Source organism: Nocardioides sp. (assembly GCF_030149505.1).
Taxonomy (GTDB): Bacteria; Actinomycetota; Actinomycetes; order Propionibacteriales; family Nocardioidaceae; genus Nocardioides.
The window spans coordinates 31,760-57,034 of record NZ_JASBRN010000081.1 but is presented as its reverse complement, the minus strand read 5'-3'; the positions used below and the strand labels follow the sequence as shown (position 1 = coordinate 57,034).

The 25,275-nt window shown below is 66.9% G+C and carries 21 protein-coding genes and 1 tRNA gene; 16 read left to right on the top strand and 6 right to left on the bottom strand.

All coding sequences use genetic code 11. The features are described from left to right. Window positions 1-126 precede the first annotated feature (126 nt). A complete protein-coding gene (gene glgX, locus Q1V71_RS18740) occupies window positions 127-2,322 on the bottom strand; it encodes a glycogen debranching protein GlgX (RefSeq protein WP_300645808.1) in 2,196 nt (731 codons plus the stop codon). A gap of 91 nt (window positions 2,323-2,413) precedes the next feature. On the opposite strand from glgX, the gene Q1V71_RS18735 reads away from it, so the two are divergent. The 16 genes from Q1V71_RS18735 (at window position 2,414) to Q1V71_RS18660 (ending at window position 20,476) form a co-directional block, all read left to right on the top strand. After that, window positions 2,414-3,193 carry an enoyl-CoA hydratase-related protein gene (locus Q1V71_RS18735; RefSeq protein ID WP_300645807.1) on the top strand — a complete coding sequence of 260 codons (780 nt, stop codon included), beginning with the start codon at window positions 2,414-2,416 and terminating at the stop codon, window positions 3,191-3,193. Between the two features lie 9 nt (window positions 3,194-3,202). After that, window positions 3,203-3,781: a hypothetical protein gene (locus Q1V71_RS18730; RefSeq protein WP_300645805.1), complete on the top strand. Its 579-nt coding sequence runs from the start codon at window positions 3,203-3,205 to the stop codon at window positions 3,779-3,781. Window positions 3,782-3,943: 162 nt separating this feature from the next. After that, window positions 3,944-4,747 carry an electron transfer flavoprotein subunit beta/FixA family protein gene (locus Q1V71_RS18725; RefSeq protein WP_300645804.1) on the top strand — a complete coding sequence of 268 codons (804 nt, stop codon included), beginning with the start codon at window positions 3,944-3,946 and terminating at the stop codon, window positions 4,745-4,747. A 30-nt stretch (window positions 4,748-4,777) separates the two neighbouring features. Beyond that, entirely contained in the window at window positions 4,778-5,725 is a 948-nt protein-coding gene (locus Q1V71_RS18720) for an electron transfer flavoprotein subunit alpha/FixB family protein (protein WP_300645803.1), read from the top strand. A gap of 87 nt (window positions 5,726-5,812) precedes the next feature. Then, window positions 5,813-7,072, top strand: coding sequence for a glutamate-5-semialdehyde dehydrogenase (locus tag Q1V71_RS18715; RefSeq protein ID WP_300645801.1), 1,260 nt, complete (start codon window positions 5,813-5,815; stop codon window positions 7,070-7,072). A 62-nt stretch (window positions 7,073-7,134) separates the two neighbouring features. Continuing rightward, window positions 7,135-7,284, top strand: a complete 150-nt coding sequence (locus Q1V71_RS18710; protein ID WP_300645799.1) for a hypothetical protein — start codon at window positions 7,135-7,137, stop codon at window positions 7,282-7,284. A gap of 10 nt (window positions 7,285-7,294) precedes the next feature. Further along, a complete protein-coding gene (nadD, locus tag Q1V71_RS18705; protein ID WP_300645797.1) occupies window positions 7,295-7,957 on the top strand; it encodes a nicotinate-nucleotide adenylyltransferase in 663 nt (220 codons plus the stop codon). Continuing rightward, window positions 7,954-8,325, top strand: a complete 372-nt coding sequence (rsfS, locus tag Q1V71_RS18700) for a ribosome silencing factor (protein ID WP_300645796.1) — start codon at window positions 7,954-7,956, stop codon at window positions 8,323-8,325. Before nadD ends, rsfS begins: the two co-directional genes overlap by 4 nt. Beyond that, on the top strand, window positions 8,322-8,984 hold the full coding sequence (locus tag Q1V71_RS18695; RefSeq protein WP_300645795.1) for a histidine phosphatase family protein: 663 nt from the start codon (window positions 8,322-8,324) through the stop codon (window positions 8,982-8,984). The genes rsfS and Q1V71_RS18695 overlap by 4 nt, the downstream gene beginning before the upstream one ends. 68 nt (window positions 8,985-9,052) lie before the next feature. Continuing rightward, a tRNA-Ala gene (locus Q1V71_RS18690) sits at window positions 9,053-9,128 on the top strand. A 422-nt stretch (window positions 9,129-9,550) separates the two neighbouring features. Continuing rightward, a complete protein-coding gene (locus Q1V71_RS18685; RefSeq protein WP_300645793.1) occupies window positions 9,551-11,119 on the top strand; it encodes a type I restriction-modification system subunit M in 1,569 nt (522 codons plus the stop codon). Further along, complete coding sequence (locus Q1V71_RS18680; RefSeq protein WP_300645792.1) at window positions 11,116-12,309, top strand: restriction endonuclease subunit S; 1,194 nt, start codon at window positions 11,116-11,118, stop codon at window positions 12,307-12,309. The genes Q1V71_RS18685 and Q1V71_RS18680 overlap by 4 nt, the downstream gene beginning before the upstream one ends. Next, window positions 12,306-15,467, top strand: coding sequence for a type I restriction endonuclease subunit R (locus tag Q1V71_RS18675; protein ID WP_367280165.1), 3,162 nt, complete (start codon window positions 12,306-12,308; stop codon window positions 15,465-15,467). Before Q1V71_RS18680 ends, Q1V71_RS18675 begins: the two co-directional genes overlap by 4 nt. Window positions 15,468-15,474: 7 nt before the next feature. Continuing rightward, window positions 15,475-17,382, top strand: a complete 1,908-nt coding sequence (locus tag Q1V71_RS18670; RefSeq protein ID WP_300645791.1) for an AAA family ATPase — start codon at window positions 15,475-15,477, stop codon at window positions 17,380-17,382. Then, window positions 17,379-19,106, top strand: a complete 1,728-nt coding sequence (locus Q1V71_RS18665) for a UvrD-helicase domain-containing protein (RefSeq protein ID WP_300645790.1) — start codon at window positions 17,379-17,381, stop codon at window positions 19,104-19,106. The genes Q1V71_RS18670 and Q1V71_RS18665 overlap by 4 nt, the downstream gene beginning before the upstream one ends. A 65-nt stretch (window positions 19,107-19,171) precedes the next feature. Continuing rightward, the gene (locus tag Q1V71_RS18660; protein ID WP_300645789.1) at window positions 19,172-20,476 is read left to right on the top strand and encodes a hypothetical protein; all 1,305 of its coding nucleotides are present in this window, start codon (window positions 19,172-19,174) and stop codon (window positions 20,474-20,476) included. 103 nt (window positions 20,477-20,579) lie between these two features. On the opposite strand, the gene Q1V71_RS18655 is transcribed toward Q1V71_RS18660, so the two are convergent. The 5 genes from Q1V71_RS18655 to Q1V71_RS18635 all read right to left on the bottom strand — a co-directional run bounded on the left by Q1V71_RS18655 (window position 20,580) and on the right by Q1V71_RS18635 (window position 25,115). After that, window positions 20,580-21,611 carry an XRE family transcriptional regulator gene (locus Q1V71_RS18655; protein ID WP_300645788.1) on the bottom strand — a complete coding sequence of 344 codons (1,032 nt, stop codon included), beginning with the start codon at window positions 21,609-21,611 and terminating at the stop codon, window positions 20,580-20,582. Between the two features lie 22 nt (window positions 21,612-21,633). Continuing rightward, a complete protein-coding gene (locus Q1V71_RS18650; protein ID WP_300645787.1) occupies window positions 21,634-22,287 on the bottom strand; it encodes a hypothetical protein in 654 nt (217 codons plus the stop codon). A 619-nt stretch (window positions 22,288-22,906) separates the two neighbouring features. Next, on the bottom strand, window positions 22,907-24,166 hold the full coding sequence (locus tag Q1V71_RS18645; protein WP_300645786.1) for an FAD-linked oxidase C-terminal domain-containing protein: 1,260 nt from the start codon (window positions 24,164-24,166) through the stop codon (window positions 22,907-22,909). 125 nt (window positions 24,167-24,291) lie between these two features. Beyond that, on the bottom strand, window positions 24,292-24,615 hold the full coding sequence (locus tag Q1V71_RS18640) for a putative quinol monooxygenase (RefSeq protein ID WP_300645785.1): 324 nt from the start codon (window positions 24,613-24,615) through the stop codon (window positions 24,292-24,294). A gap of 89 nt (window positions 24,616-24,704) precedes the next feature. Further along, on the bottom strand, window positions 24,705-25,115 hold the full coding sequence (locus Q1V71_RS18635; RefSeq protein WP_300645783.1) for a hypothetical protein: 411 nt from the start codon (window positions 25,113-25,115) through the stop codon (window positions 24,705-24,707). Window positions 25,116-25,275 lie beyond the last annotated feature (160 nt).

The following is a 25,275-nucleotide window of genomic DNA, read 5'->3' as shown; positions in this document are numbered from 1 at the left end:
GCGAGGTCGCCGTCGCCCACCCCGTCGGGTTCGGCTCCTGGGTGGGGGTGGTGCCGCGGCAGGAGGTGCTGTCCGCCGCCGCGGTGCTGGGCGTGCTGTCGCTGCCGGCGCCGTGAAGGGTCCCTCCTACGGCGCGAGCTCGCGCAGCACCACGACGCTGCGGCGCCCGATCGCGATCCGGCCGCCGGCGTCGACCCGGGCCCCCACCGAGAGCTTGGCGTCGGTGGAGAGCACGACCTCGCCGGCCTGCACCCAGTCGTTCTCGGGCAGGTGGACCGCCTGGGGCAGCCAGCCGGCGTTGAACCACATCATGAACGAGCGGTCGACCTGCTGCTCCCCGCACGGGCCCGGGGCGCGCAGCGGGGCGCCGGAGACGAACATCCCGATGGTGCGCTGCTCGTGGTCGAACCAGTCCTCGTCGGTCATCTCCCGGCCCGAGGGGTGCAGCCAGGCCAGGTCCTTCGGGCCGCCGCGGATCGTGGGCCGCCCCTCGAACCAGTGCCGCTGGCGCAGCGCCGGGTGGTCGCGGCGCAGCCGCAACGCGGTCTTGGTGACCTCGTAGACGTCGAGCCACGCGTCGTCGGGGCGCCAGTCGACCCACGAGGTCTCGTTGTCCTGGCAGTAGGCGTTGTTGTTGCCCCGCTGGGTGCGCCCGCGCTCGTCGCCCGCGGTGATCATCGGGACGCCGTTGGACAGGCACAGGGTCGCCATCATGTTGGCCGCCTGCCGACGGCGTACGGCCTGGAGGGCGGGGTCGTCGGTCTCGCCCTCGACCCCGTGGTTCCAGGAGCGGTTGTTGTCGGTGCCGTCGCGGTTCTCCTCGCCGTTGGCCTCGTTGTGCTTGCGCTCGTAGGTGACGACGTCGCGCAGCGTGAAGCCGTCGTGGGCGGTGACGAAGTTGATCGAGTTGTACGCCGAGCGGCCGTCGTCGGCGTACAGGTCCGAGGAGCCCGCGAGGCGGGTCGCGACCGTGCGGGGGCCGGGGGCGTGGTTGCGCCAGAAGTCGCGGATCTCGTCGCGGTACTGGTCGTTCCACTCCACCCACGGCGGCGGCATCCGACCCACGAGGTAGCCGTCCATCGAGGCGTCCCACGGCTCGGCGATCAGCTTCACGTGGCGCAGGACCGGGTCCTGGCCGATGGCGACGAGCAGGTCCGAGCCCATGTCGATGTCGTAGCCGGTGCGGGTCAGCGCCGACATGAGGTCGAAGCGGAAGCCGTCGACGTGCATCTCGGTGACCCAGTAGCGCAGGGAGTCCAGGATCAGCCGCAGCGCCAGCGGGTGGTTGGAGTCGACGGTGTTGCCGCAGCCGGTGACGTCCCAGTAGGTGTCGTCGTACTCCACGGCGCCCGTCTCCGGGTCGGGGACCGGGATCACGCGCTTATAGAAGCCACGGTCGTCGAGGCCGCGGAAGGACAGCGTGGGCCCGAGCGGACCGGCCTCGGCGGTGTGGTTGTAGACGACGTCGAGGATCACCTCGAGGCCCGCCCGGTGCAGGGCCTTGACCATCTCCTTGAACTCGCGGACCTGCTGGCCGCGGTCGCCGGAGGCGGAGTAGGCCCCGTGCGGGGCGAAGTAGCCGATGGAGTTGTAGCCCCAGTAGTTGACCAGGCCGCGCTCGCTCACGCCCGGCTCGGTGAGGAACTGGTGGACCGGGAGCAGCTCGACGGCCGTCACCCCCAGGTCGCGGAGGTAGTCGGTGACCGCGGCGGAGCCGAGCCCGGCGTAGGTGCCCCGCAGCTCCTCGGGCACCCGGTCGTGGAGGGCGGTCATGCCCTTGACGTGGCACTCGTAGACGACCGTGTCACGCCACCGGCGGCGCATCGGGGCGTCGCCCTCCCAGTCGAAGTCCCCGCCGTGGGAGGGGTCGACGACCACGCTGCGCGGCACGAAGGCGGCTGAGTCCTCGGTGGACTGCTCCTCGGGGGAGCCGAAGACGTAGCCGAAGACGGGCGGCTGGGGGTCGAGGTCGCCGCTGATCGCCAGGGCGTAGGGGTCCAGCAGCAGCTTGTGCGGGTTGAACCGGTGCCCCTGGGCGGGGTCCCACGGGCCGTCGACCCGGTAGCCGTAGCGGGTGCCGGGCGGGAGGTCGGGCAGGGCGCCGTGCCAGATGCCCAGCGACTGCTCGGTGAGCACGAAGCGGTGCTCCTCCTCCCCGCCGTCGGGGGCGTCCTCGAAGACGCACAGCGTCACCTGGGTCGCGGCCGGTGCGTAGACCGCGAAGTTGGTCGACTCCGGCGTCCAGGTCGCCCCCAGCGGCCAGTTGCGGCCCGGCCAGACCCGGGCGGTCTGCCCCAGATGCGTCCACGTCACCGGTGCCATGCGGGCGATCATCCCAGGGGTGGCACGATGCCGACGCAGGACCCGGGAACCGAGGCCCGGAAGACGAGGACGCGGCGAGAGGTGGAGTGTCATGGGTGAGTTCGTGCGGCTGGAGGTCGCCGACGGGGTCGGCACGATCCGGCTCGACCGGCCGAAGATGAACGCGATCTCGATCGCGGTCCAGGAGGAGCTGCGCGCCGCCGCGGCCGAGGCCACCGAGCGCGAGGACGTGCGCGCGGTCGTCGTGTACGGCGGGGAGCGGGTCTTCGCCGCGGGCAACGACGTCAAGGAGATGGCCGAGATGTCCTACCAGGACATGGTCGCCCGCTCCGGCCCGCTGCAGTCGGCCGTCACCGCCATCGCCCGGATCCCCAAGCCGGTCGTCGCCGCCGTCACCGGCTACGCCCTGGGCGGCGGCTGCGAGCTCGCGCTCGCCGCCGACGTCCGGATCGCGGGGGAGAAGGCCGTGCTCGGCCAGCCGGAGACCCTGCTCGGGATCATTCCCGGCGCCGGCGGCACCCAGCGCCTGGCCCGTCTGGTCGGCCCCAGCAAGGCCAAGGACCTCATCTTCACCGGCCGCTTCGTCAAGGCCGACGAGGCGCTGTCCATCGGCCTGGTCGACCGGGTCGTCCCGGACGCCGACGTCTACACCGAGGCCGTCGCCTGGGCCGCCCAGTTCAGCGGCGCCGCCGCGCTCGCCCTGCGGGCGGCCAAGGAGTGCATCGACCGCGGCCTGGAGACCGACATCGAGACCGGTCTGGAGATCGAGCGCATGCAGTTCGCGGCGCTCTTCGCCACCGAGGACCGTGGGGCCGGTATGCGATCCTTCGTGGAGAGCGGTCCGGGCAAGGCGACCTTCACGGGACGGTAGGGGCAACGGATGGGCATCAGGGACAGGTTCTCCTCCGCACGAGCGGGCGGGACCTCGGAGGTGGAGCCGGCGGAGCGGCCTGCCGCGGAGCCGGTGGTCGGCGAGCCGGCTGCTGCTGCCGCACCCGCTGCGCCTGCTGCCGTGCCCGCTGCGGCCGGCGAGCCTGCGGGGGCCCCCACGCCCCCGGTGGCCCCCCAGCCCGCCGACGCCGAGGAGCCGCCGAAGGCCGAGAAGCCGACGAAGGCCGAGAAGCCGCCGAAGGCGTCACGGGAACGCGCCGACCTGACGGTCTGGCGCACCCGCGTCTCGCAGCTGCTGTGGACCGCGTTCGTGCTGCTGGCCCTGGTGCTGGCGGTGGCGGCCCTGCTGGTCGCGATCGACGCCAACGAGGACAACGGCCTGGTGGACTTCGTGCTCCGGGCCGCCGACGCCGTCGACCTGGGGGTCTTCTCCCGGGAGAACGGCGTGCGGGAGTTCACCGGCGACAACGCCGAGACCAAGAACGCGCTGTTCAACTGGGGTCTCGGTGCGGTCGTCTACCTGCTGCTCGGCCGCCTGGTCGAGCGGCTCGTGCGCCCGGGTCGCTGACCTGCGCGCACCTGCTCGACGCGGGTGCCCGGCCCTGTGGGGGCCACCCCCGGCGGGTGTGAGAAAGCCAACCGTAAACGCCAGTTACATCGCCTGGATCGCGCGGGTAGCCTCGCGATCGACCCCGAGTGCACAGGAGGGGCCCTGACGGGCCGACCCACCATGAACATTGTCGTCTGTGTGAAGTACGTCCCCGACGCCACCGCCGACCGGCGGTTCGAGTCGGACAACACCGTGGACCGCGTCGGCGTCGACGGCCTGCTGTCGGAGCTCGACGAGTACGCCGTCGAGCAGGCGCTCCAGCTCAAGGAGAAGGCCGGCGACGACACCGAGGTCACCGCGCTCTGCATCGGTCCCGAGAAGGCGGTCGACGCCGTCCGCAAGGCCCTGCAGATGGGTGCCGACAAGGGCATCCTCGTCTCCGACGAGGCCATCGCCGGCTCCGACTACCTCGGCACCTCGCTGGTGCTGGCCGAGGCGGTCAAGAAGATCGCCCAGGACATCGGGAAGACCCCGGACATCGTGATGTGCGGCATGGCCTCGACCGACGCCTCCGGCTCGGTCGTCCCGGCGATGCTCGCCGAGCGCCTCGACCTGCCGCAGGTCACCTTCGCCGCCGTGATCGAGACCCAGGGCGACCAGGTCCGGATCAAGCGTGACGGCGACACCGCGACCGAGGTCATCGGTGCCACCATGCCGATCGTCATGTCGGTCACCGACCAGACTGGCGAGGCGCGCTACCCCTCCTTCAAGGGCATCATGGCCGCGAAGAAGAAGCCGCTGGAGACCTGGACCCTCGCCGACCTGGGCGTCGACGCCGAGCTCGTGGGCCTCACCGCCGCGACCAGCGCCGTCGAGGAGGCCTCGGAGCGCCCGCCGCGCACCGCCGGCGAGATCGTCACCGACGAGGACGGCTCCGGCGCCACCGCGCTGACCGAGTTCCTCGCGTCCAAGAAGTTCATCTGAGCCGGGCTCGGATAGGAGAGGAACACACACATGTCTGAGGTCCTGGTCGTCGTCGACCACGTCGACGGAGCAGTCCGCAAGCCCACCCTCGAGCTGCTGGCCCTGGCCAAGCGGCTCGGCACCCCCTCCGCGGTCCACTTCGGGTCCGCCGACAGCGCGGTCGTGGAGAAGCTGAAGGCGTTCGGCGCCGAGAAGATCTACGTCGTCGACGACAGCGAGATCAAGGGCTACCTGGTGGCCCCGAAGGCCGAGGCGCTCCAGCAGCTGGTGGAGAAGACCTCCCCGGCCGCGGTCCTCATCGTCTCCGGCTACGAGGGCAAGGAGATCGCCGGCCGCCTCGCGGTCAAGACCGGCTCCGGGATCATCACCGACGCCGTCGACATCGAGGAGGGCGGCGTGACCACGCAGTCGGTCTTCGCCGGCAACTACTCGGTGAAGTCCAAGGTCACCAAGGGCACCCCGATCATCACGGTCAAGCCCAACTCCGCCGCTCCGGAGGAGACCGCCGGCGCCGGTGAGGTCGAGGAGTTCGCCGCGACCATCTCCGACTCGGCCAAGAAGGCGCAGATCGTCGCCTCGCAGCCGCGCAAGGCCAGCGGTCGCCCCGAGCTGACCGAGGCCGCGATCGTCGTTTCCGGCGGCCGTGGCACCGGTGGCGACTTCTCCGCCGTCGAGGGCCTCGCCGACGCGCTCGGTGCCGCCGTCGGTGCCTCGCGCGCCGCCGTCGACTCGGGCTGGATGCCGCACAGCTTCCAGGTCGGCCAGACCGGCAAGGTCGTCTCGCCGCAGCTCTACGTCGCCAACGGCATCTCCGGTGCGATCCAGCACCGCGCCGGCATGCAGACCGCCAAGACCATCGTGGCAGTCAACAAGGACGAGGAGGCGCCGATCTTCGAGCTCGTCGACTTCGGCGTCGTCGGCGACCTGCAGAGCGTGCTGCCCGCCGCCACCGAGCAGATCGAGAAGCGCAAGAACTGATCGAGGACGCCCCAGTCCTCGTGGCGAGCCCCGACGGTCCTCGGACCGTCGGGGCTTCGTCGTGCTCCCAGTCCTAGGCTCTCGGCCATGACGACCCCCACCACCGAGCAGGACGTGCTGGCGCTGGCTCAGCGGGCGCGGGCGGCGAGCCTGGGCCTGGCCCTGGCCACGCGGGCGCAGAAGGACGCGGCGCTGCTGGCGATGGCCGAGGCGCTGCTGGCCGCGCAGGAGCAGGTGCTGGCCGCCAACGCCGAGGACGTCGCGCGCGCCGAGGCGGCGGGTACGCCGGAGGGGATCGTCGACCGGCTGCGGCTGACCCCGGCCCGCCTCGAGGGCATGGCCCAGGGGCTGCGCGACGTGGCGGCGCTGCCGGACCCGGTGGGGGAGGTCGTACGGGGCTCGACGCTGGCCAACGGGTTGGAGCTGCGCCAGGTGCGGGTGCCCTTCGGTGTGGTCGGGATGATCTACGAGGCCCGGCCCAACGTGACCGCGGACGCTGCCGGGATCTGCCTGAAGTCGGGCAACGCCGTGCTGCTGCGCGGCTCCTCCAGCGCAGCGGCCAGCAACGCCGCCATCGTGGAGGTGCTGCGCGGTGCGGCCGAGGACGCCGGCCTGGAGGCCGACGTCGTGCAGCTGGTGCCCGCGGACTCCCACGACACGGTCAAGGCGCTGATGCGGGCGCGTGGGGCGGTCGACGTGCTCATCCCGCGCGGGGGCGCCGGACTGATCCGCGCGGTGGTCGAGGAGTCGACGGTGCCGGTGATCGAGACCGGTGTGGGCAACTGCCACGTCTACGTCGACGCCGCGGCCGACCTCGACAAGGCGCTCGCGATCGTGGTCAACGCCAAGACCCACCGGCCCAGCGTGTGCAACGCCGCCGAGTCGCTGCTGGTGCACGCCGACGTGGCCGAGGCGTTCCTGCCCCGGGTCGTCGAGGCACTGCAGCGCGAGAGCGTGACGATCCACGGCGACGCCGCGTTCACGGCGTACGGCGGAGTGGTGCCCGCGACCGAGGAGGACTGGGACACCGAGTACCTCTGTCTCGACCTCGCCGCGCGCGTCGTGCCCTCGCTGGACGAGGCGCTCGCGCACGTGCGCCGCCACTCCAGCCAGCACAGCGAGGCGATCGTGACCGAGGACCAGGCGGCCGCGCGGCGCTGGGTCGCGGCCGTCGACGCCGCCGCGGTGCTGGTCAACGCCAGCACCCGGTTCACCGACGGCGGGGAGTTCGGCTTCGGTGCCGAGATCGGGATCAGCACCCAGAAGCTGCACGCCCGCGGGCCGATGGGACTGCCGGAGATGACCTCGACCAAGTACGTCGTCACCGGCGACGGCCACGTGCGCTGAGCCGGAGCGGCGGGGGGCGGACCGCCGAAGGGGCCCGTGGCCCGGCCCGCTAGGATCTGACCATGCATGCGCTGACCATCCTGGCCACGGAGGCCGAGGAGAACTCCCTCAACATGGGTCTCTCGTGGGGCATCGGCCTCCTGACGCTGGGCATCCTCATGGGCCTGCTCTTCGCGCTCCTCGCCTTCGGCGGCGGCCGCGAGCACAGCTGAGCTCCACCCGGTGACCCGCCCACCCCGACGCCGTGTCGGCGTCATGGGGGGCACCTTCGACCCCGTGCACCACGGCCACCTCGTGGCGGCCTCGGAGGTCCAGCACTGGTTCGACCTCGACGAGGTCGTCTTCGTGCCCACCGGCGACCCCTGGCAGAAGGCGGGGCGCGACGTCGCGCCCGCCGAGCACCGCTACCTCATGACTGTGGTGGCCACCGCCTCGAACCCGCGCTTCACCGTGAGCCGGGTCGACATCGACCGACCCGGGCGCACCTACACCGTCGACACCCTGCGCGACCTCGCGGCCCAGCTGCCCGACGCAGAGCTCTTCTTCATCACCGGTGCCGACGCGCTGGCCGACATCTTCACCTGGCGCGACCACGAGGAGCTCTTCGAGCTCGCGCGGTTCGTCGGCGTGACCCGGCCCGGCTACGAGATGGACCCGGCCGTGCTGGCCGCCATCCCGGCCGACCGCGTGACCATGCTGGAGATCCCCGCCCTGGCGATCTCGTCCTCCGACGTGCGCCGACGCCGCCGGCGCGGGGAGCCCGTGTGGTACCTCGTCCCCGACGGTGTGGTGCAGTACCTCGTCAAGCACGACCTCTACCCGTCCGGGCCGGAGGGGGCGCCCGCCCCCGTGACCGAGCGCCGGGCAGACCCTGGAGCACCATGACCGCCACCGACCATGCCGTCGAGCTCGTCGTCGCCGGCGCCCGCGCCGCGAGCGACAAGAAGGGCGAGCAGATCATCGCCTTCGACGTCTCCGAGCAGCTGGCCATCACCGACGCCTTCCTGCTCGTCTCGGCCTCCAACGAGCGCCAGGTGGGCGCCATCGTGGACGCCGTCGAGGACGCCCTGCGCGAGGTCGGCGCCAAGCCGATCCGTCGGGAGGGCCAGCGCGACGGGCGCTGGGTGCTGCTGGACTACGGCGAGATCGTCGTCCACGTCCAGCACGAGGAGGAGCGGCAGTTCTACGCCCTGGAGCGGCTGTGGCGCGACTGCCCGGCCATCGCCCTGCCGGAGGACGTCACCCGCTCGTGAGCGACGTGCCCGACATGCGTGACGGGCGGGGGCACGGCCGGCGTCTCGTGCTCCTGCGGCACGGCCGCACCGCCCACAACCACGCGCGCCGCATCCAGGGCCAGCTCGACGTCGATCTCGACGACGTCGGGCGTGCCCAGGCGGCGGCGGTCGCCCCGGCCATGGCTGCCCTGGCACCCGACGTCGTGTGGTGCAGCGACCTCGCCCGCACCCGCCGCACCGCGGAGCCGGTCCTGGCCGCGTGCGGGCTGGAGGCGTCGTACGACGCGCGGCTGCGGGAGTTCCACCTGGGCGAGCGCCAGGGGCTCTCCCACGACGAGTACCGCGCGCTCGCGCCCGAGGAGTTCGCGCGCTTCCACCAGGGCGACTTCGACGTCGTCCCCGGGGCCGAGACCACCGAGCAGGTCCGCGACCGGATGGTGGGGGCGCTGCACGCGCTGCTCGACACCGTGGAGCCCGGCCGCACGGCGCTGGCCGTCTCCCACGGCGCGGCCATCCGGGTCGCCACCGTCGCCCTGCTCGGCTGGCCCACCGAGGCCATCCACGCCCTGCGCGGGGTCGACAACTGCGGCTGGGTCGAGCTCCTCGAGCAGCCGGAGGCGGGACGGCTGCGCCTGCTGGCGTACAACCGCACCGCGGGGGACCCCGATTTCGCGTAGTCGACACCCGTCGGCTAGTGTTCCGTCGTCGCTGGAACGGTCTGCAGGCCGGTTCCGGCACACCACCTGGGGGTGTGGCGCAGCTGGTAGCGCATCTGCATGGCATGCAGAGGGTCAGGGGTTCGAGTCCCCTCACCTCCACCACGGTGTCCTTACTCAAAAAAATGGCTTGAGTAAGCGCCGATGAGTGATTTGAAGATTGACGAAGAGGTCCGCCGGCATCGCCAGCGGACCTCTTCGCTTTAGTGAGAGGTCTGGCGCGTCGACCGGCTCACCGACATCGCCGCCCCAGGCCAACCAACCCGCGACACCATCCTTCAGCTCGACGAGAAGCAGTCCGCACGAACGGAGTTCAGCGACCTCTACAGCGGCATTGCATGGGACTGGTGAGCTGAATCCCATGAACTGTCGGCACCTACTGAAAGACTGCACCCCACAGTCGGGCCACCGGGGCCGATAGATTCGATCTTTGCCGAAATGTCGACATTTGCTAAAATCGGGGTACGCATGAACACCGCCGCCATCCACCCTCCCATCGGACTTGGCTCTTTCGGAGAGGTGTTTTGATGACGTCCGGGGAACAGCAGCGAGCCGAGCTTCACAAGACCATCTGGCGCATCGCCAACGACCTGCGAGGCAGCGTCGACGGCTGGGACTTCAAGTCCTACGTGCTCGGCATCCTCTTCTACCGCTTCATCTCCGAGAACCTCGCCGCCTACCTGAACAAGCTCGAGGGCGAGGCCGGCATCGCTGACTTCGACTACGGCAAACTCAGCGACAAGGACGCAGAGTTCGGCCGCAAGGACACGGTCGACGAGAAGGGCTTCTACATTCTCCCGAGCGAGCTGTTCGAGAACGTTCGCAAGCGAGCCGCGCGCGACGAGAACCTCAACGAGACGCTCTCGCGAGTGTTCGCGAGCATTGAGGGATCTGCGGTTGGCGCCGCGAGCGAGGACGACCTCAAGGGCCTGTTCCACGACCTTGACGTCAACAGCCCGAGGCTTGGCCCGACCGTGGCCAAGAGGAATGAGCGGCTGGTCAAGCTGCTTGACGCGATCGGTGAGCTGAACTTCGGCAATGGTGGCTTCACCGAGAACACCATCGACGCCTTCGGTGATGCCTACGAGTACCTCATGGGCATGTACGCCTCCAGCGCAGGCAAGTCCGGCGGTGAGTACTACACGCCGCAGGAGGTCTCCGAGCTCCTGGCTCGCATCACGGTGGTCGGCAAGACCCAGGTCAACAAGGTCTACGACCCGGCGGTTGGCTCTGGATCGCTCCTGCTGAAGTTCGCCAAGGTTCTCGGCAAGGACAACGTCCGGCGGGGCTTCTACGGTCAGGAGATCAACCTGACCACGTACAACCTTGCGCGGATCAATATGTTCCTGCACGACATCAACTACGAGAAGTTCGACATCGCCCATGGCGACACCCTGACCGACCCGGCGCACTGGGACGACGAGCCGTTCGAGGCGATCGTTTCCAACCCGCCCTACTCGATTAAGTGGGATGGTGATGCCAACCCGCTGATGATCAACGACCCCCGGTTCGCTCCGGCGGGTGTTCTCGCCCCAAAGAACTACGCCGACCTGGCGTTCACGATGCACATGCTCAATTGGCTGGCGGTCAACGGCACCGCGGCCATCGTCGAGTTCCCCGGGGTCATGTACCGGGGCGGCGCAGAGCAGAAGATTCGCAAGTACCTGATCGACAACAACTACGTCGACGCCGTCATCCAGTTGCCTCCGGACCTCTTCTTCGGAACGCCGATTAAGACTTGCATCCTCGTGCTGAAGAAGTCTCGCAAGGACACCTCGGTGCTCTTCATTGACGCGTCTGCCGAGTTCAAGCGTGTAGGCAACAAGAACAAGCTGCTGCCAGATCATCAGAAGAAGATCCTCGATACTTACGCCAGCCGCGAGGAGATGGAGCACTTCAGTACGGCTGTCTCGAGCGAGACGCTCGCAGACAGCGATTACAACCTGTCGGTCACTGCTTGGGTGGAGGCCGCGGACACTCGCGAAGTCGTCGACATTGCAGACCTCAATGGTCGAATCGCCGACATTGTGTCCCGCCAGGCTGCGGTTCGCGCTCGTGTGGATGCCATCGTCGAAGATCTGGAGACGGTGTCATGAGCCGGATTGAAGACCTACTTCGCGAGCACTGCCCGAACGGTGTCGAGCGGAAGGCCCTGGGCGCGTTGGGTAGACGGAATAAAGGAACGTCGATCACCGCAAGCCGAATGAAGAGCATTCAGGAGCACGGCGGTCCGATCCGCGTCTTCGCAGCTGGCGCGACCTTTGCGGACGTTGCGGAAGGGGCTGTTCCTGCCAAGGACGTCATCCGCGTGCCGAGCATCATCGTGAAGTCGCGGGGAAACATCGGATTCGCCTTCTATGAGGGCCCGTTCACTCACAAGACTGAGATGTGGTCCTACTCAATCGACGCCGACGGCGTCGATCAGAAGTTTGTGTACTACTACTTGCTCACGCAGACCGCGTCCCTCCAGGAGTTGGCCCGCTCAAAATCCGTGAAGTTGCCGCAGTTGACGGTGAGCGACACGGACACCTTGCTGGTTCCGGTGCCGCCCATCGAGGTGCAGCGGGCGATAGTCAACGTCCTGGACGCATTCACTGAGCTTGAGGCGGAACTTGAGGCGGAACTCGAGGCCCGACGTCTCCAGTATGCCCATTACCGAAACGCCCTCCTGACCTTCGCTGAAGCGGGGGGGGTACGGAGGATTCCAATGGGTGACGTCTGCATCAAGACATCTTCCGGGGCTACACCTCTCGCGGGCAGCCCGGCGTACTACGAGGGCGGGACGATTCCGTGGCTGCGCACGCAGGAGGTTGTGTGGGCCGACGTATGGGACACCGAGATGAAGGTGACGGAACAGGCCCTCAAGGAGACCGCGATCAAGTGGATTCCGGAGAACTGTGTGATCGTCGCAATCTCGGGCGCGTCTGCCGCGCGGGCCTGCGTCAACAAGATTCCGCTGACGACCAATCAACACTGTTTCAACATGCAAATCGACCCGGCGCAAGCGCACTATCGCTACGTGTATCACTGGGTTTCGAAGCACTACGAGGAACTCAAGGGCCAAGGCCGGGGAGCTCGAGCAGACCTTAATTCGAGCATCATCAAGGCGCTCCCGATCGACTTGCCTTCCCTCGATGAACAGCAGCGAATTGTCGAGATGCTCGACTGCTTCGATGCGCTAGTCAACAGCCGGAGCGAGGGCCTTCCGGCGGAACTTGAAGCTCGTCGAGGGCAGTACGAGTACTACAGGGGCAAGCTCCTGGCCTTCGAGGAGGTCGCAGCGTGAACGAGCGGGCGGCGATGCGATATGAACCGATCGCGGTCTCCTCGGAGAGCACGGTGGTCGCAGAGTTCGTGCCGGATGCCGCGTCCGCGACCTCGTACCAGTCTGAGGCTGACCTGGAGCGCGAGCTGGTGAAGCTCCTGCAGGGGCAGGCGTATGACTACCTCCCGATCACGACCGAGGAGCAGCTTGTCGCAAACCTCCGTTCCCAGTTGGAAGTACTGAACGGGATCACGTTCAGCGATACCGAGTGGGAGCGGTTCTTTAGCGAGAAGGTCGCCGGGGCCAACGACGGCATCGTCGAGAAAACCGTCCGCATCCAAGAGGACCACGTCCAGGTCCTGAAGCGGGATGACGGGACGACGAAGAACGTCCAGCTCATCGACAAGACCAACATCCACAACAACCGACTGCAGGTCATCAACCAGTACGAGATCGGCGAGGGCGACGGCGGTGCCCGCCGGTCCAACCGCTACGACGTCACGATCCTCGTCAATGGCCTGCCGCTCGTTCACGTCGAGCTTAAGCGCCGCGGCGTCGATATCCGCGAGGCGTTCAATCAGATCGATCGCTATCAGCGTGACAGCTTCTGGGCTGGGTCAGGGCTGTTCGAGTACGTCCAGCTCTTCGTGATTAGCAACGGCACGCTGACCAAGTACTACTCGAACACCACGCGCTTCCAACACGTGAAGGAAGCGACGGGCGCCAAGCGCGGCAAGAAGACCTCGAACTCGTTCGAGTTCACCTCTTGGTGGGCCGACGCTGCGAACCGCCCGATCCAAGACCTGACCGGCTTCACCAAGACCTTCTTCGCGAAGCACTCGCTGCTCAACGTCCTGACGAAGTACTGCGTACTCACCGCTGACCGGCTTCTGCTTGTGATGCGTCCGTACCAGATCGTCGCCACCGAGCGGGTGATCCAGAAGATCGAGATCGCCACGAACTACAAGCAGCTCGGCACCGTGGGCGCGGGCGGCTACGTCTGGCACACAACGGGGTCTGGCAAGACGCTGACCTCGTTCAAGACTGCGCAGCTCGCGTCGCGGATGGCGAGCGTCGACAAGGTCCTGTTCGTGGTCGACCGTAAGGACCTCGACTACCAGACCATGCGCGAGTACGACCGCTTCGAGAAGGGCGCGGCGAACTCCAACACCTCGACGTCGGTGCTGAAGCGGCAGCTTGAGGATCCGAGCGCGAAGATCATCATCACGACGATCCAGAAGCTTGCGACGTTCATCAACGCGAACAAGGGCCACGCCATCTACGACGGCCACATCGTCCTGATCTTCGACGAGTGTCACAGGTCCCAGTTCGGCGATATGCACACGGCGATCACCCGGTCCTTCAAGCGCTACAACATCTTCGGCTTCACCGGCACGCCGATCTTCGCGGTCAACTCCTCAAGTGGCGGCAACCCGAAGCTGCGCACCACGCCACAGGCGTTCGGCTGCTACCAGCACGGCGCCCCGGCAGGTTGCCCGCCTGCTGATCACCAGATGGCGATCCACACATACACGATCGTGGACGCGATCAACGACAAGAACGTCCTGCCGTTCCGCATCGACTACGTGAACACCGTCAAGGTGCCCGACAGCGTCGGAGACAAGCAGGTCAGCGCCATCGACACCGAGCGAGCGCTGCTCGACCCGGAGCGTCTGCGCCAGGTTGCGGCCTACACGCTGGAGCACTTCGAGCAGAAGACCAAGCGGACGCAGGGCTACGACTACGCCGTGGTGACCAACGTCGCCGACGTGGTCGGCAGCCGCAACAAGGTCTCCGAACTCAAGCAGGCCAGCCGTGTAAAGGGCTTCAACGCCATATTCGCCACCGCCTCGATCGAGGCAGCGAAGCGTTACTACCTGGAGTTCAAGAAGCAGCAGGCCGACCTCCTGCCTGACCAGCGCCTTAAGGTCGCCACCATCTTCTCCTACGCAGCGAACGAGGACGTCGGCGACGACTACCTCGACGAAGAGGGCTTCGAGACCAGTTCGCTCGACCAGTCTTCACGCGACTTCCTTGATGAGGCGATCAAGGACTACAACAAGCTCTTCGGCACTAGTTACGACACCTCGGCCGACAAGTTCCAGAACTACTACAAGGACCTGTCGCTGCGGCTGAAGAACCGCGAGATCGACCTCGTCATCGTGGTCAACATGTTCCTGACCGGCTTCGACGCCACCACGATGAATACGCTGTTCGTCGACAAACGGCTCGTGAACCACGGCCTCATTCAGGCGTACTCGCGCACCAACCGGATCCTCAACTCGGTCAAGACCTACGGCAACATCGTCTCCTTCCGGGACCTGGAGGAAGAGACCAACGAGGCCATCGCCCTGTTCGGAAACAAGGACGCACGCGGCATCGTCCTGCTCAAGCCGTACGGCGAGTACTACGACGAGTACGCCGACAAGGCCTCCGAGCTGTTGGCGAAGTTCCCGCTCGAGGGACAGATCGTCGGTGAGACCGCGCAGAAGGAGTTCATCGCGCTGCTTGGCGCTATCCTGCGGCTGCAGAACATCCTGACTTCGTTCGACGACTTCGCGGGCAACGAAATCATCACCGCTCGCCAGATGCAGGACTACCGCAGCATCTACCTGAACCTCTACGCCGAGTTCCGCAAGGAGGGCGAGAGCGAGAAGGAGTCGATCAACGACGACGTCGTCTTCGAGATCGAGCTCATCAAGCAGGTCGAGATCAACGTCGACTACATCCTCATGCTCGTCGCCAAGTGGCGTGATACACGAGGCAATGGTGCTGACAAGGAGATGTCCGCGCTCATGGACATCCAACGCTCGGTCGACTCCAGCCCGACACTGCGCAACAAGAAGGACCTCATCCTCGACTTCGTCGACCGTGTTTCGGCATCGGGTGAGATCGATGATGAGTGGCGCGCCTACATCCAGGCCCAGCGCAGCACCGAGCTCGAGGCGATCATCAACGACGAGAACCTCAAGCCCGACGAGACCCGCGCCTTCGTCGACCACGCCTTCCGCGACGGCTCCATCCCGACGACAGGCACCGCGATCACCAAGATCCTTCCGCCCGCATCCCGCTTCTCTAGCGGGGGAGGCCACGGCGAGAAGAAGGCACGCGTTCTCGACCGCCTCGGTGAGTTCTTCGATCGATTTTTTGGGCTCAGCTCGGGCGAGGGGAGCGTGTAGGTCAAGCATGAGGGAGCAGCGCCAAGCCGACGATGCCATGACGGAATCAGTTGAGGACGAGACTGATGGCAGCCCCGAAGCGATGCATCTCGCGAGAGTCAAGATCGAGGGCTTTCGCTCATGCCGCTCTGTTGAAGTGCCACTTCAGCCAACCTTGACCTTGCTTGTTGGGGAGAACAACGCAGGAAAGTCGAACATCATTGAGGCCTTGCGCCTGGCTACGCCACCGCTCAGCGGCCGACGAACTCGATACTTTGACGTTGAGGACGTCAATCGGACTTGGGACACGCCCGTGGAGTTCATGCTGATCTTTGAGGGCGCGAGCAAGTTTCAACAAGCCCATTTCGTTGGCGGCGTCGACCTCAACACGGGCACGATCATGCATGGCGTGCGCTACCACGTGCCGAGCGACGAGTATCCGCGTGGGCGTACGGAGCGACTAGCGGGCGTGGCGATGGCATCCGATCCTGAGCCTGAGAGGCGTGATCTCATCAACCACGTCTATCTGGCACCCCTGCGTGACGCGCAGCGAGAACTCGACTCGGGGTCGGGAACTCGGCTGGCGACCATCATTCGTCACCTGGTGCCTGAAGAGCAGCGTGAAGCCTTTGTTGCACAAGCCCAACAAGGCATGAAGGCGCTTGCGGAGCATCCAACGATCCAAACGGTTAGCCAAAACCTGCAGGGTCATCTGAGCGGCCTAACCGATGCTTCCCGTGAACAGCTCGTCTCCGCTGGGTTCGACCCACCAGAGCTTACGAGGCTGGCCCGCGGTCTTCGACTCAAGATGGCCGAGCGGGATGTTGAGTTCGCCGACCTCGCTTCGTCGGGTCTCGGCTACGCGAACCTGCTGTTCATGGCGACCGTGATTCTGGAGCTGCAGTACGCCAAGGACTCAGAGTTGACCATCTTCTTGGTCGAGGAGCCAGAGGCGCACCTGCACCCACAGCTCCAAGCTGTCCTGCTGGACTTCCTACTGGAGCAGGCCGAGCAGTCTGTTCGCGATGACTCGCAGGGACCGGCTGGACGCATCCAGGTCATCGCGACCACGCATTCGCCGAACCTGGCCAGCGCGGTCGGATCATCCAACGTCGTGGTCATCCGCACCGCGTATCCAGCCGGCGACGTCGTGGCGCCCGAATCGGTGGCGCTGCCCTTAGGCCAGATCAACCTGGATGAGGTGGAGCGGCGCAAGATCGATCAGTATCTCGATGTCTCGCGTTCCGAGTTGCTGTTCGCCCGGCGGGCAATCCTCGTCGAGGGCATCGCTGAAGCGGTCTTGTTTCCGGTGATCGCGCGCCACTGCGTGTTCGTTGGCGACGGTGAGGAAGCAGTGAGATCTCGCCGCAAGCTGCGCGGGGTATCGACGATCCACATCGGTTCGGTCGACTTCACGCCGTACCTCAAACTGCTCCTGTCGCCCATCAACGGGCATCGCCTCGTTGACGCGCTGTTGGTTGTGACGGATGCCGATCCGGGCGTGAGCGGGGGCGAGGCCGCTGACTCGAATGGTGAGGAGGAGGTTGCCGATCCAACGGCTGACACGATCACGTATAACCGAGCGGACGCGCTTCGCGCCCTCGCTGCTGGCCTCGAAGCGAACGAAGTGCTTTTCGTCGCCGAAGCGCCGCATACGCTCGAGGCCGACCTACTTGTGCCGGAGTCCGCGAATGCCGACGTCCTCAAGAAGGCGTATCTCCTTCAGCACCCGCGCTCGCTGACGAAGTGGTCGACGATCGCGTCGGCTGACGATCCAACTGAGAAGTTCTATGAGCTCCTGCGGGCCAACAAGAAGCTGGTAAGCAAGGGACAGTTCGCCTTCGACGTAGCCAACCAGATTGGTGAAGGTGCCGCCTTCGTCAGCCCGCCGTACATCAAGGCGGGACTGGAGTGGCTTGTCGGGGAGAACCCATGACGATCGTTGCACCGCTGAACTTCACTGCGGAGCAGCGAGCGCTCATCGACGCGACAGAGGCCACGTACGTCGAAGCTTGTCCGGGGGCCGGCAAGACGCAAGCCATCGTGCAGCGGTTCATTGAGCGCCCGGTCGCCAACCACCCTCGTCGAGGGGTAGCCCTGCTGTCCTTCACGAACGCTGCCGTTGACGAAGCTCGTGCTCGCTGTGCCGCGGTGCCAGAGCTGCTGGAGGTCCCCAACTTTGTCGGAACCATCGACGCGTTCATCAACCGGTTCATCGTTGGTCCGGTTCACGTCGCACGCACCGGGCGGGCACCATCCTTCCGCGACACCTGGGCATCGGTGCCGGGGACTCGGATCAGCGTCAAGGGAGTTGCTGGTGCCTATGCACTCGATTGGTTCGAATTCACGCTCGACGGCGATGCAGAACTCGTCTACCAGCGGATCCCGCCAGACAGACGTACCGGCGCACGATCGCTCAGGCGGGATCAGCTCGACAAGATCGTGAGCGCTGCGAGCGCGAGATGGAACGCGCTGGTTGAACGCGGCATTCTCGATGCGACGACGTCGAGGCAACTCATGGCGGAATACCTGAAAGACGAGGGGACCAAGAACCGTCTGCACGGGTTTCTCGATGCCCGATTTGCCGAGGTGATCGTCGACGAGGTTCAGGACTGCACGGAAGAGGACGTTCTCCTCCTCGAGATGATCAAAGAAGCTGGACCCAGGCTGATCTGCGTTGGTGACCCTGATCAGGCGATCTATGGGTTTCGTGGCTCGGGAACGGAGTCACTCGGGCGCCTTCTCGATCGCCTGGCTGTCGGGGATCGCCTTGATGGGAACTTCCGGAGCTCACCGGCGATCTGCACTGCGGTAGGTAGTCTGCGTCAGGGCAACGAGTCGGACGTGGCGGTCGGGGATGCCTCCGGGGTCACAGGGTCAGTCGCGGTGGCCGTATTCCGTCGGCCGACCGACGTCCGATCCAGGGTGATCGAGATCCTTGAAGCTCGGGGGATCCCGGAGGATGAAGTCATCGTCCTCGCTCACGCGGCTGCAACGAGCCGTGGCTGCGCGGGCGCTGGCGGATCCATGCGCTCAACTGACAGCCGGTTCGTCTCTCTTGCTATCGCCGTACATCGCTTTCAGTCGGTTGCAAGTTCGCCATCAACGCGGCGAGAGGCACTGCGCCAGGTGCAGCGGCTTATGTGCGAACTCGGCGGCGGCGAGGAATCGGAGGCTGACTACCTCGAGTCGCGTGGTCTCACCGAGCGTTCACTCGCTGAGCGCTGCTTGCGAATCGCTACCGAGCTCCAGCCCCCGTTTGGCGGACCGCCCTCCAGGTTCAAGACCGAGTTGTCCGAGCTGCTTCGTGCCCATCAGGTCCTGACGTGCAACCTCTCGATGCTCCGGACCCCGAGCGGGGACGAGTGGCCAGTCCGCCCGAGCCAGAATGAGAGCGCGTTGCGCCACGCAACGATTCACGGCTTCAAAGGACTTCAGCAGCGCGCGGTTGCCTTGATTCTGCCGAAGGCGCAAGCGGGCTCCCAGGACGACGGCATTGACCAATGGCTTTCCGATCAACCTGGGGAGTCGCGCCGAGTCCTGTACGTCGGCGCCTCTAGGGCCCAAGAACTCCTCATCCTGGCAACGCACGAATCGAGGAAGAATGAGGTCGTCGCCAAGTTGACCAAGGATGGAGTACCTCATGTGGTTCACGCTTGATTGGCGGCGCTGTACAACGCAGATCGATCGCGCTACCGACGAGCGTTCGGGAAGAGGGTCCCAGCGTGATCGCCAAGGCTGACCGCTCAAGTTCGACGCCCGAGGTGCCGCGGTGGCGTGCGGTCGCGGAGTATCTCGAGATGCTGATATCGGGGCCGACGGCGGAACAGATCAGAGTTTCGGAGGCGGTGGGCGTTGAGTTGCCCGCCGGCCTCCCAGCGCCTGTTGCCGCTGTCGTGCTTAAGGCCGGGCTCAGCAAGGTTCTCTTCGATCCCGTCCGCGGCGGTGCCGAGATTCCGGACTCCCTGACCGAACTTGAAGACGAGCTGGGTATCACTGCACGTGCGTACCTCATCACCGACTCTCGAGCCGAGGTATCGGCGTGGTTCGCCGCGAGGTACATGGTCATGACAGCGCGTGCGTTGAGGGATGTGATGCCCGAACCGGGTGACGTCGTCCGCTTTGGCTGGGCTGGCGAGAAGCGTGTCATCTCGTCGATCGGCCCCGACGGGTGCGTTTACATGAAGGGCCGTCCTACTCGCCGCTCATGGCCGAACCACGTCGAGGTTGTCGAACGCGTCGCTGACCCCGGCTACCCGGCCGCGGTTAGGGAGATCGACGCGATCCTTCGAAACCAAGCGACGTACACGAGCAACTTCGCCAAGCTAGCGGAGTTGCGATCCTTCGCCCTCGACACCCATGTCCCGTCACCAGAAGCCATTCGCTCGCTGGAGGAGCTTCTCGAATCTGGCGTCACCGACGAAGAGCCGTTCCAGAAACTCGTCACGCGTTACCCCGCCCTGCTGGCGTCAACGGTCGTTGGCGGTTGGAAGACCTTCGTAATCCCCAAGCAGCGGCTGGGATCAGAGTATGTGCCGGACTTCTTGGTCCTCGGGCTCAACAGCGTCGGCCCCGAGTGGGTGACTGTGGAGCTGGAAGCTCCACGTCACAAGATCCTGAACCAGGACGGCTCTCTATCCGGTCCCACTCGCCAAGGCGTCAAGCAAGTTCAGGACTGGCGTGAATGGCTGACGAGTCACGTGGCGTACGCCCAGACCGGGCTGCACCTCTATGGCTTGACCAACAAGGCTCCGGGGCTGGTCATCATCGGCCGTGACGATCCCAAGGCGGAACGTGACGCGTCGCGTGCTCAATGGGAGGAAGGGCAGCGGATCGCGATCCACTCCTGGGACTGGCTCCTTCGACACGCTCGGAACTTGTCGGACAGCGCCGTTCATGTGTCCGGGTTTGCCCGGGAGAACGCGGCCAGCCTCGTCGATGGTGGCGGTATCGACGCGAACTCGATGCCCGAAGAAGACCGCGTCGAGATCGGAGACGAAGCCTCCGTCGACTTTGAGGACCTGTTGTGACGGCCTGCACTGTGGTTTCGCCAGCATGCTTCGATCGGTTGCGGCCTTCGGATGGCCAAGCCAGCGCCGTTGGCGCAAGTCGCTCGGCGATAGCGGCGGAAGTTCAGGCGCCCATCGGTACTAGATCTCGTGCGAAGGAGCGGATCTCGTTCGGGGTCAGATCCAGCTCCAGCGCGGCTGCCTTGAAGCTGATTCGCGCGGAGCTTCCGTAGAGCACCTTTCGGAGAAGCTGAGAAGTCTCGGGGGCCACGCCGCCAGGTTCTTGTCGACGGAATCCTCGCTCGGAAAGCGTGATGCAGGTTGACCGGTACTGCCAGTCGCTCAGCAGGTGAAGTTCCTTTAGGCGGTGGGTCATGGCCATCGCCGAGACCTTCCAGTAGCTGCGCGCCGTGAGAATCCGCTCCACGCTTGCGCCCGACAGCAGTTGTTGGCGAACCGCGCTGGTCGGCATCAGGAAGTTCGCGGCGAACTCGTTGGCCTGGGCCTCCCGTTCTTTCGACGAGGCGGTCTCCATCTCCGTCTCGCTGTGAAGCACCAGATGGCCAAGCTCGTGGGCGAGGTCGAACCGCTGCCGTTCAGCGGACTTGCTCGTATTGAGGAAGACGTAAGGAGCGGCATCGCGGTAGAAGCAGAACGCGTCGATGTCCCCGTATTCGTGATTGAGGGACGCGACTCTCGCACCCTTGGACTCGAGCAAGTGCAGCATGTTGGAGATCGGTCGATCGCCAAGAGCCCACTGGTTCCGCACCAGGTCGGCCGCGCGCGCCGGCCCAAGCTTGTCCAACGTTGGGATCGCCGGGGTGGGCAGCTTGAAGTGTTGCTCCAGCATCTCGAAGAACTCCAGCGCCAAGGCGGCGTTGGCAAGCACCGCGTCCCGCCGGGTCGCCGAGGCCTTGCTGAGCTTTCGGAAGCTGGCCGCCTCGACCGGGACAGCTTCGATCGCGTCGCGCTCGAAAAAGGACCGAGGCACCGACAGAGCCTCGGACAAGCGAACGAGGTTGTCCTCGCTGGGGGCGCGCTCTTCGTTCTCGTACTCCGTCAGGGTGCGAAGCGAGATACCGCTGAGGTCGGCCAGTCTTGTCCGGGTCAGTCCAAGACGGGCCCGGGCCAGCCGCAGTCGTGATGGCGTGAACATGCTCGCTGGTCGTCGACCTGTATCAGCGCGGCTCGACGGCAACGTCGAACTCGTCATCGCCGGGCTCGTCGAACATCGACAGGTCGCCTTCGAGGTCGAGGATGGGGACAGCAATTCGGTCGGCCCACTCCACAACGCTGCCGCCGTCCGTCATTTCAGCGGGGCGCGAAAACTCGAGGAGCAGGCCGGACTTGCCGACGGTGACGCGTTCGAACAGCAGGAAGTAAAACGGTGCCTTCTCGGCAGCACGCGCCAATTCTGCGAGCCGGTCGTTCTCAGGGTCATCGAACAGGCTCGGGGTGCTGGGAGCGGGGGCCAGGCTGTTGCGTGTAGCGATGCCCTTCTTCCGGGTGCGCGGAACCCGCATGTTCGCCTTGCCCACATTGATTCCGGAGGACACGGCGAAGGAGACGATCCCCTCGGGGTGAACGAGTCGAGGCTGCTTGTCCACGTACATCAGCCGCCAGCCGTCGGACGCCAGAATCTGGGCGAGGCCTTCCATGCCGTCGTGATAAATGTCGGTGCCGGGCGAGGTGTCGAGTGCCAGCGCGCTTCGGTTGGCGGCGCGGGTCGCGCCAGCGCGGAGGCCATCGTGGAAGATCGTGTAGGAGAGCCCGAATGCAGCCAGACGCTGCTCGTCGCCGTGCTCGAACTCGGGAGCAGTGGTCAGGGTCATCGCGCGCCTCCTGGTCGATGGGGCTACTGCGCGAAACGTTACCGCATTCGTGGTCTAGAAACACGCGGCGCGCTGGTATCGGCGTGTCTGCGGTTTCGCCGAGCGGTCGAAGAGGTGCGTTCGGTTCACCGGGGTCGACCGTGGGTGTCCCGCATGGTTACGCCTCGCTCGACAAGCCTGGCCCTGATCGTGCCGGGATCGGCGCCGAGTGCCCGTCCGACGGTCGCGAGGGATTGGCCGTCCTCGTAGCGCCGGACGGCTTCGTCGATCAGGTCAGGATGCAGGCCGCGCCGTGCTTCGACACCGTGGCGTTGGAAGATCTTGGTGACGGTGGTCCGGTGAACGCCGTACTGGCCCGCCAGCTCCCGTTGTGTGTGGCGCCGGCTTTGTACTGCTCGATCAGATCGCGCTGGCGCTGGGCGGGCAGGTGGACCTGGCGCTGACGCTCGGGGGCTGACGTGGACTGATTGGGATGCGTCGTGACCTTGGCGGCTTCACCCCGGAGCATCCGCAACAGGGGTCGAGGGGGGTTCGAAAGTTGTCCACTTAGGACCACAGGAAGACAGAGAAGGCGGCCCGGCGGGCCGCCCTTCTGCGTCTCTGGGCTCCGTGGCTCGGGCTACAGCACCGCGCCCGGGTTGAGGATGCCGTGCGGGTCCAGGGCGGCCTTGACCGCGCGGGAGGCGGCCAGCGTGCCGGGGTCCAGCTCGCGGGCCAGCCAGGAGCGCTTGAGCCTGCCCACGCCGTGCTCGCCGGTGATGGTGCCGCCCAGGTCCAGTGCGGCGGTGGTGATGGCGTCGAAGGCGCGCTGCGCGGCGGCGAGCGACGCCGGGTCGCTGCGGTCGTGGACGATCGTGGGGTGCATGTTGCCGTCGCCGGCGTGCCCGAAGACGCCGATGACCAGTCCCTCGGCCGCCGCGACCTCCTCGACCCGCTGAAGCAGCGCCACGACACGGCTGCGCGGGACGCAGACGTCGTCGAGGATCCAGTCCCCGAGCCGCTCCAGCGCCGGGAGCGCCTGACGACGCGCCTCCATCAGGGCCTCGCCCTCGGCGGGGTCCTCGGCCACGGCCAGGTCCGCTGCGTCCGTGCACAGGGCAGCGGCGCGGGCGAGCACCTCGGCGGCCGCCGGGGAGTCGGACTGCACGAGCAGCATCGCTGCCGGCGTACGTCGGTCCGGCCCTGCGCCGCTGGCCAGCCCCATGCCGGTGAGGTCGTCGACGGCGGTGAGAGTGGTGCGGTCCATGACCTCGAGGGCGGAGAGGTCCAGGCCGGCGCCGACGAGCGCGCCGACCGCCTCCCCTGCGGCGGTGAGGGTCCCGAAGGTCGCCACCAGCGTCAGGGCCGGCGGGGGAGCCGGCACCAGCCGCAGCGTCACCTCGGTGACCACCCCGAGGGTGCCCTCGGAGCCGACGAGCAGCGAGGTGAGGTCGTAGCCGGCGACGCCCTTGACGGTGCGGCGGCCGGTGCGGGAGACGGTGCCGTCGGCCCACACGACCTCCAGGCCGAGCACGAAGTCGCCGGTGACGCCGTACTTCACGCAGCACATGCCGCCCGCGTCGGTCGCGACGTTACCGCCGATCGTGGAGAAGGCCACCGAGCCGGGGTCGGGCGGGTAGGCGAGTCCCGCCTGGGCGGCGGCCGCGCGCAGGTCGGCGGTCACGACGCCCGGCTGCACCACCGCGAGCCGCTCGACGGGGTCGAGCTCGAGGATCCCGGTCATCCGCGCGGTGGAGAGGACCACCGATCCCGGGGGAGCGGTGGCCGCCCCGGCCAGGCCGGATCCGGCGCCGCGGACGACCACGGGCACCCGGTGCTCGTGGGCGATCGCGAGCGCCGCCGCGACGTCGGCGGTCGTGCGCGGGCGGACCAGCGCCACCGGTCCGGTGCTCGGCGCCGGACCGGTCCCGGCGCCGGCCCAGCCCTGGTCCGCCGCGACGGAGGCGAGCAGGTCGGGGTCGGTGGTGACCAGGTCCGGCCCGAGCGCCTCGAACGGGCTCCCGGTCAGGAGACGGCCATCTCGCCGAGCTCGGACCAGTCCGTGCCGGGGACCTTCGCGTTGACGATGCGCGGCGTCTCGAGCAGGTACGCCGGCAGCTCGGCCGTGGCCTTCTGGAAGTGCGCGGACTGCACGTGGGCGACCGCGGCGTCGTCGTCGGCGAACGCCTCGGTGAGGAAGTACTCGTGCGGGTCGTCGAGCGCACGCGCCCAGTCGAACCACAGGCAGCCCGGCTCGGCCCGGCACGCCTCGGTGAACTCGCGCGAGATCTCAGGCCAGTCCTCGGCGTGCTCGGGCTTGATGCGGAAGCGGGCGGTGATGAAGATCAAGGACTCTCTCCTTCAACTCGGGTCACGGTCGGGTCGAGCCTAGGTCGCTCTGCCGCCCGCGCCAGCACCCCCTGGGGCCTCGCGCCCGGTCAGCCGAGGTCGCGCACGGCGCGCTGGAGCATCCATCCCTGCGGGCTGTCCGGGTTGAGCGCGCAGGCCGAGCAGGTCTCCTCGCACCCGGTCCCGGTGCGCTTGAGCCGGCACAGGACGGCCATGACGTCCTCGGCCTCCCAGTGCCGGTGCTCCACCGCGGCGGCGTCGAGACCGTCGAGCCCGTCGGGCTCCACGACCGCACCGACCTGCAGGTCGTAGACGGTCTCGTCGAGGCCGAAGGAGACCCGCAGCACGACGGCGCGGTGCAGGGTCCCGCGGACCCGCAACACGACCACCTCGCCGGGATCGAGACCGGAGTCGAGCCCGAGCAGGCTGGCGTGGTCGACGCGGAGCCGCTGGCCGGGCCACGGGGCCCGGGGGAGACGTGACAGATGGACGATGCGCATGGTTCCCACCCCCTGGGAGGCCGGCGCGGATGAGGCTTCACCCCCGCCTGCGTGAGTCGCATCGGTCCCCGGGGCACCGACCTGAGAGGCAGGGCGCCAGGTCGGGACCGACGACCCCCGAGGTCGGGACCTAGGTCCTGGGGGAAGCCGCGGTCCCGGG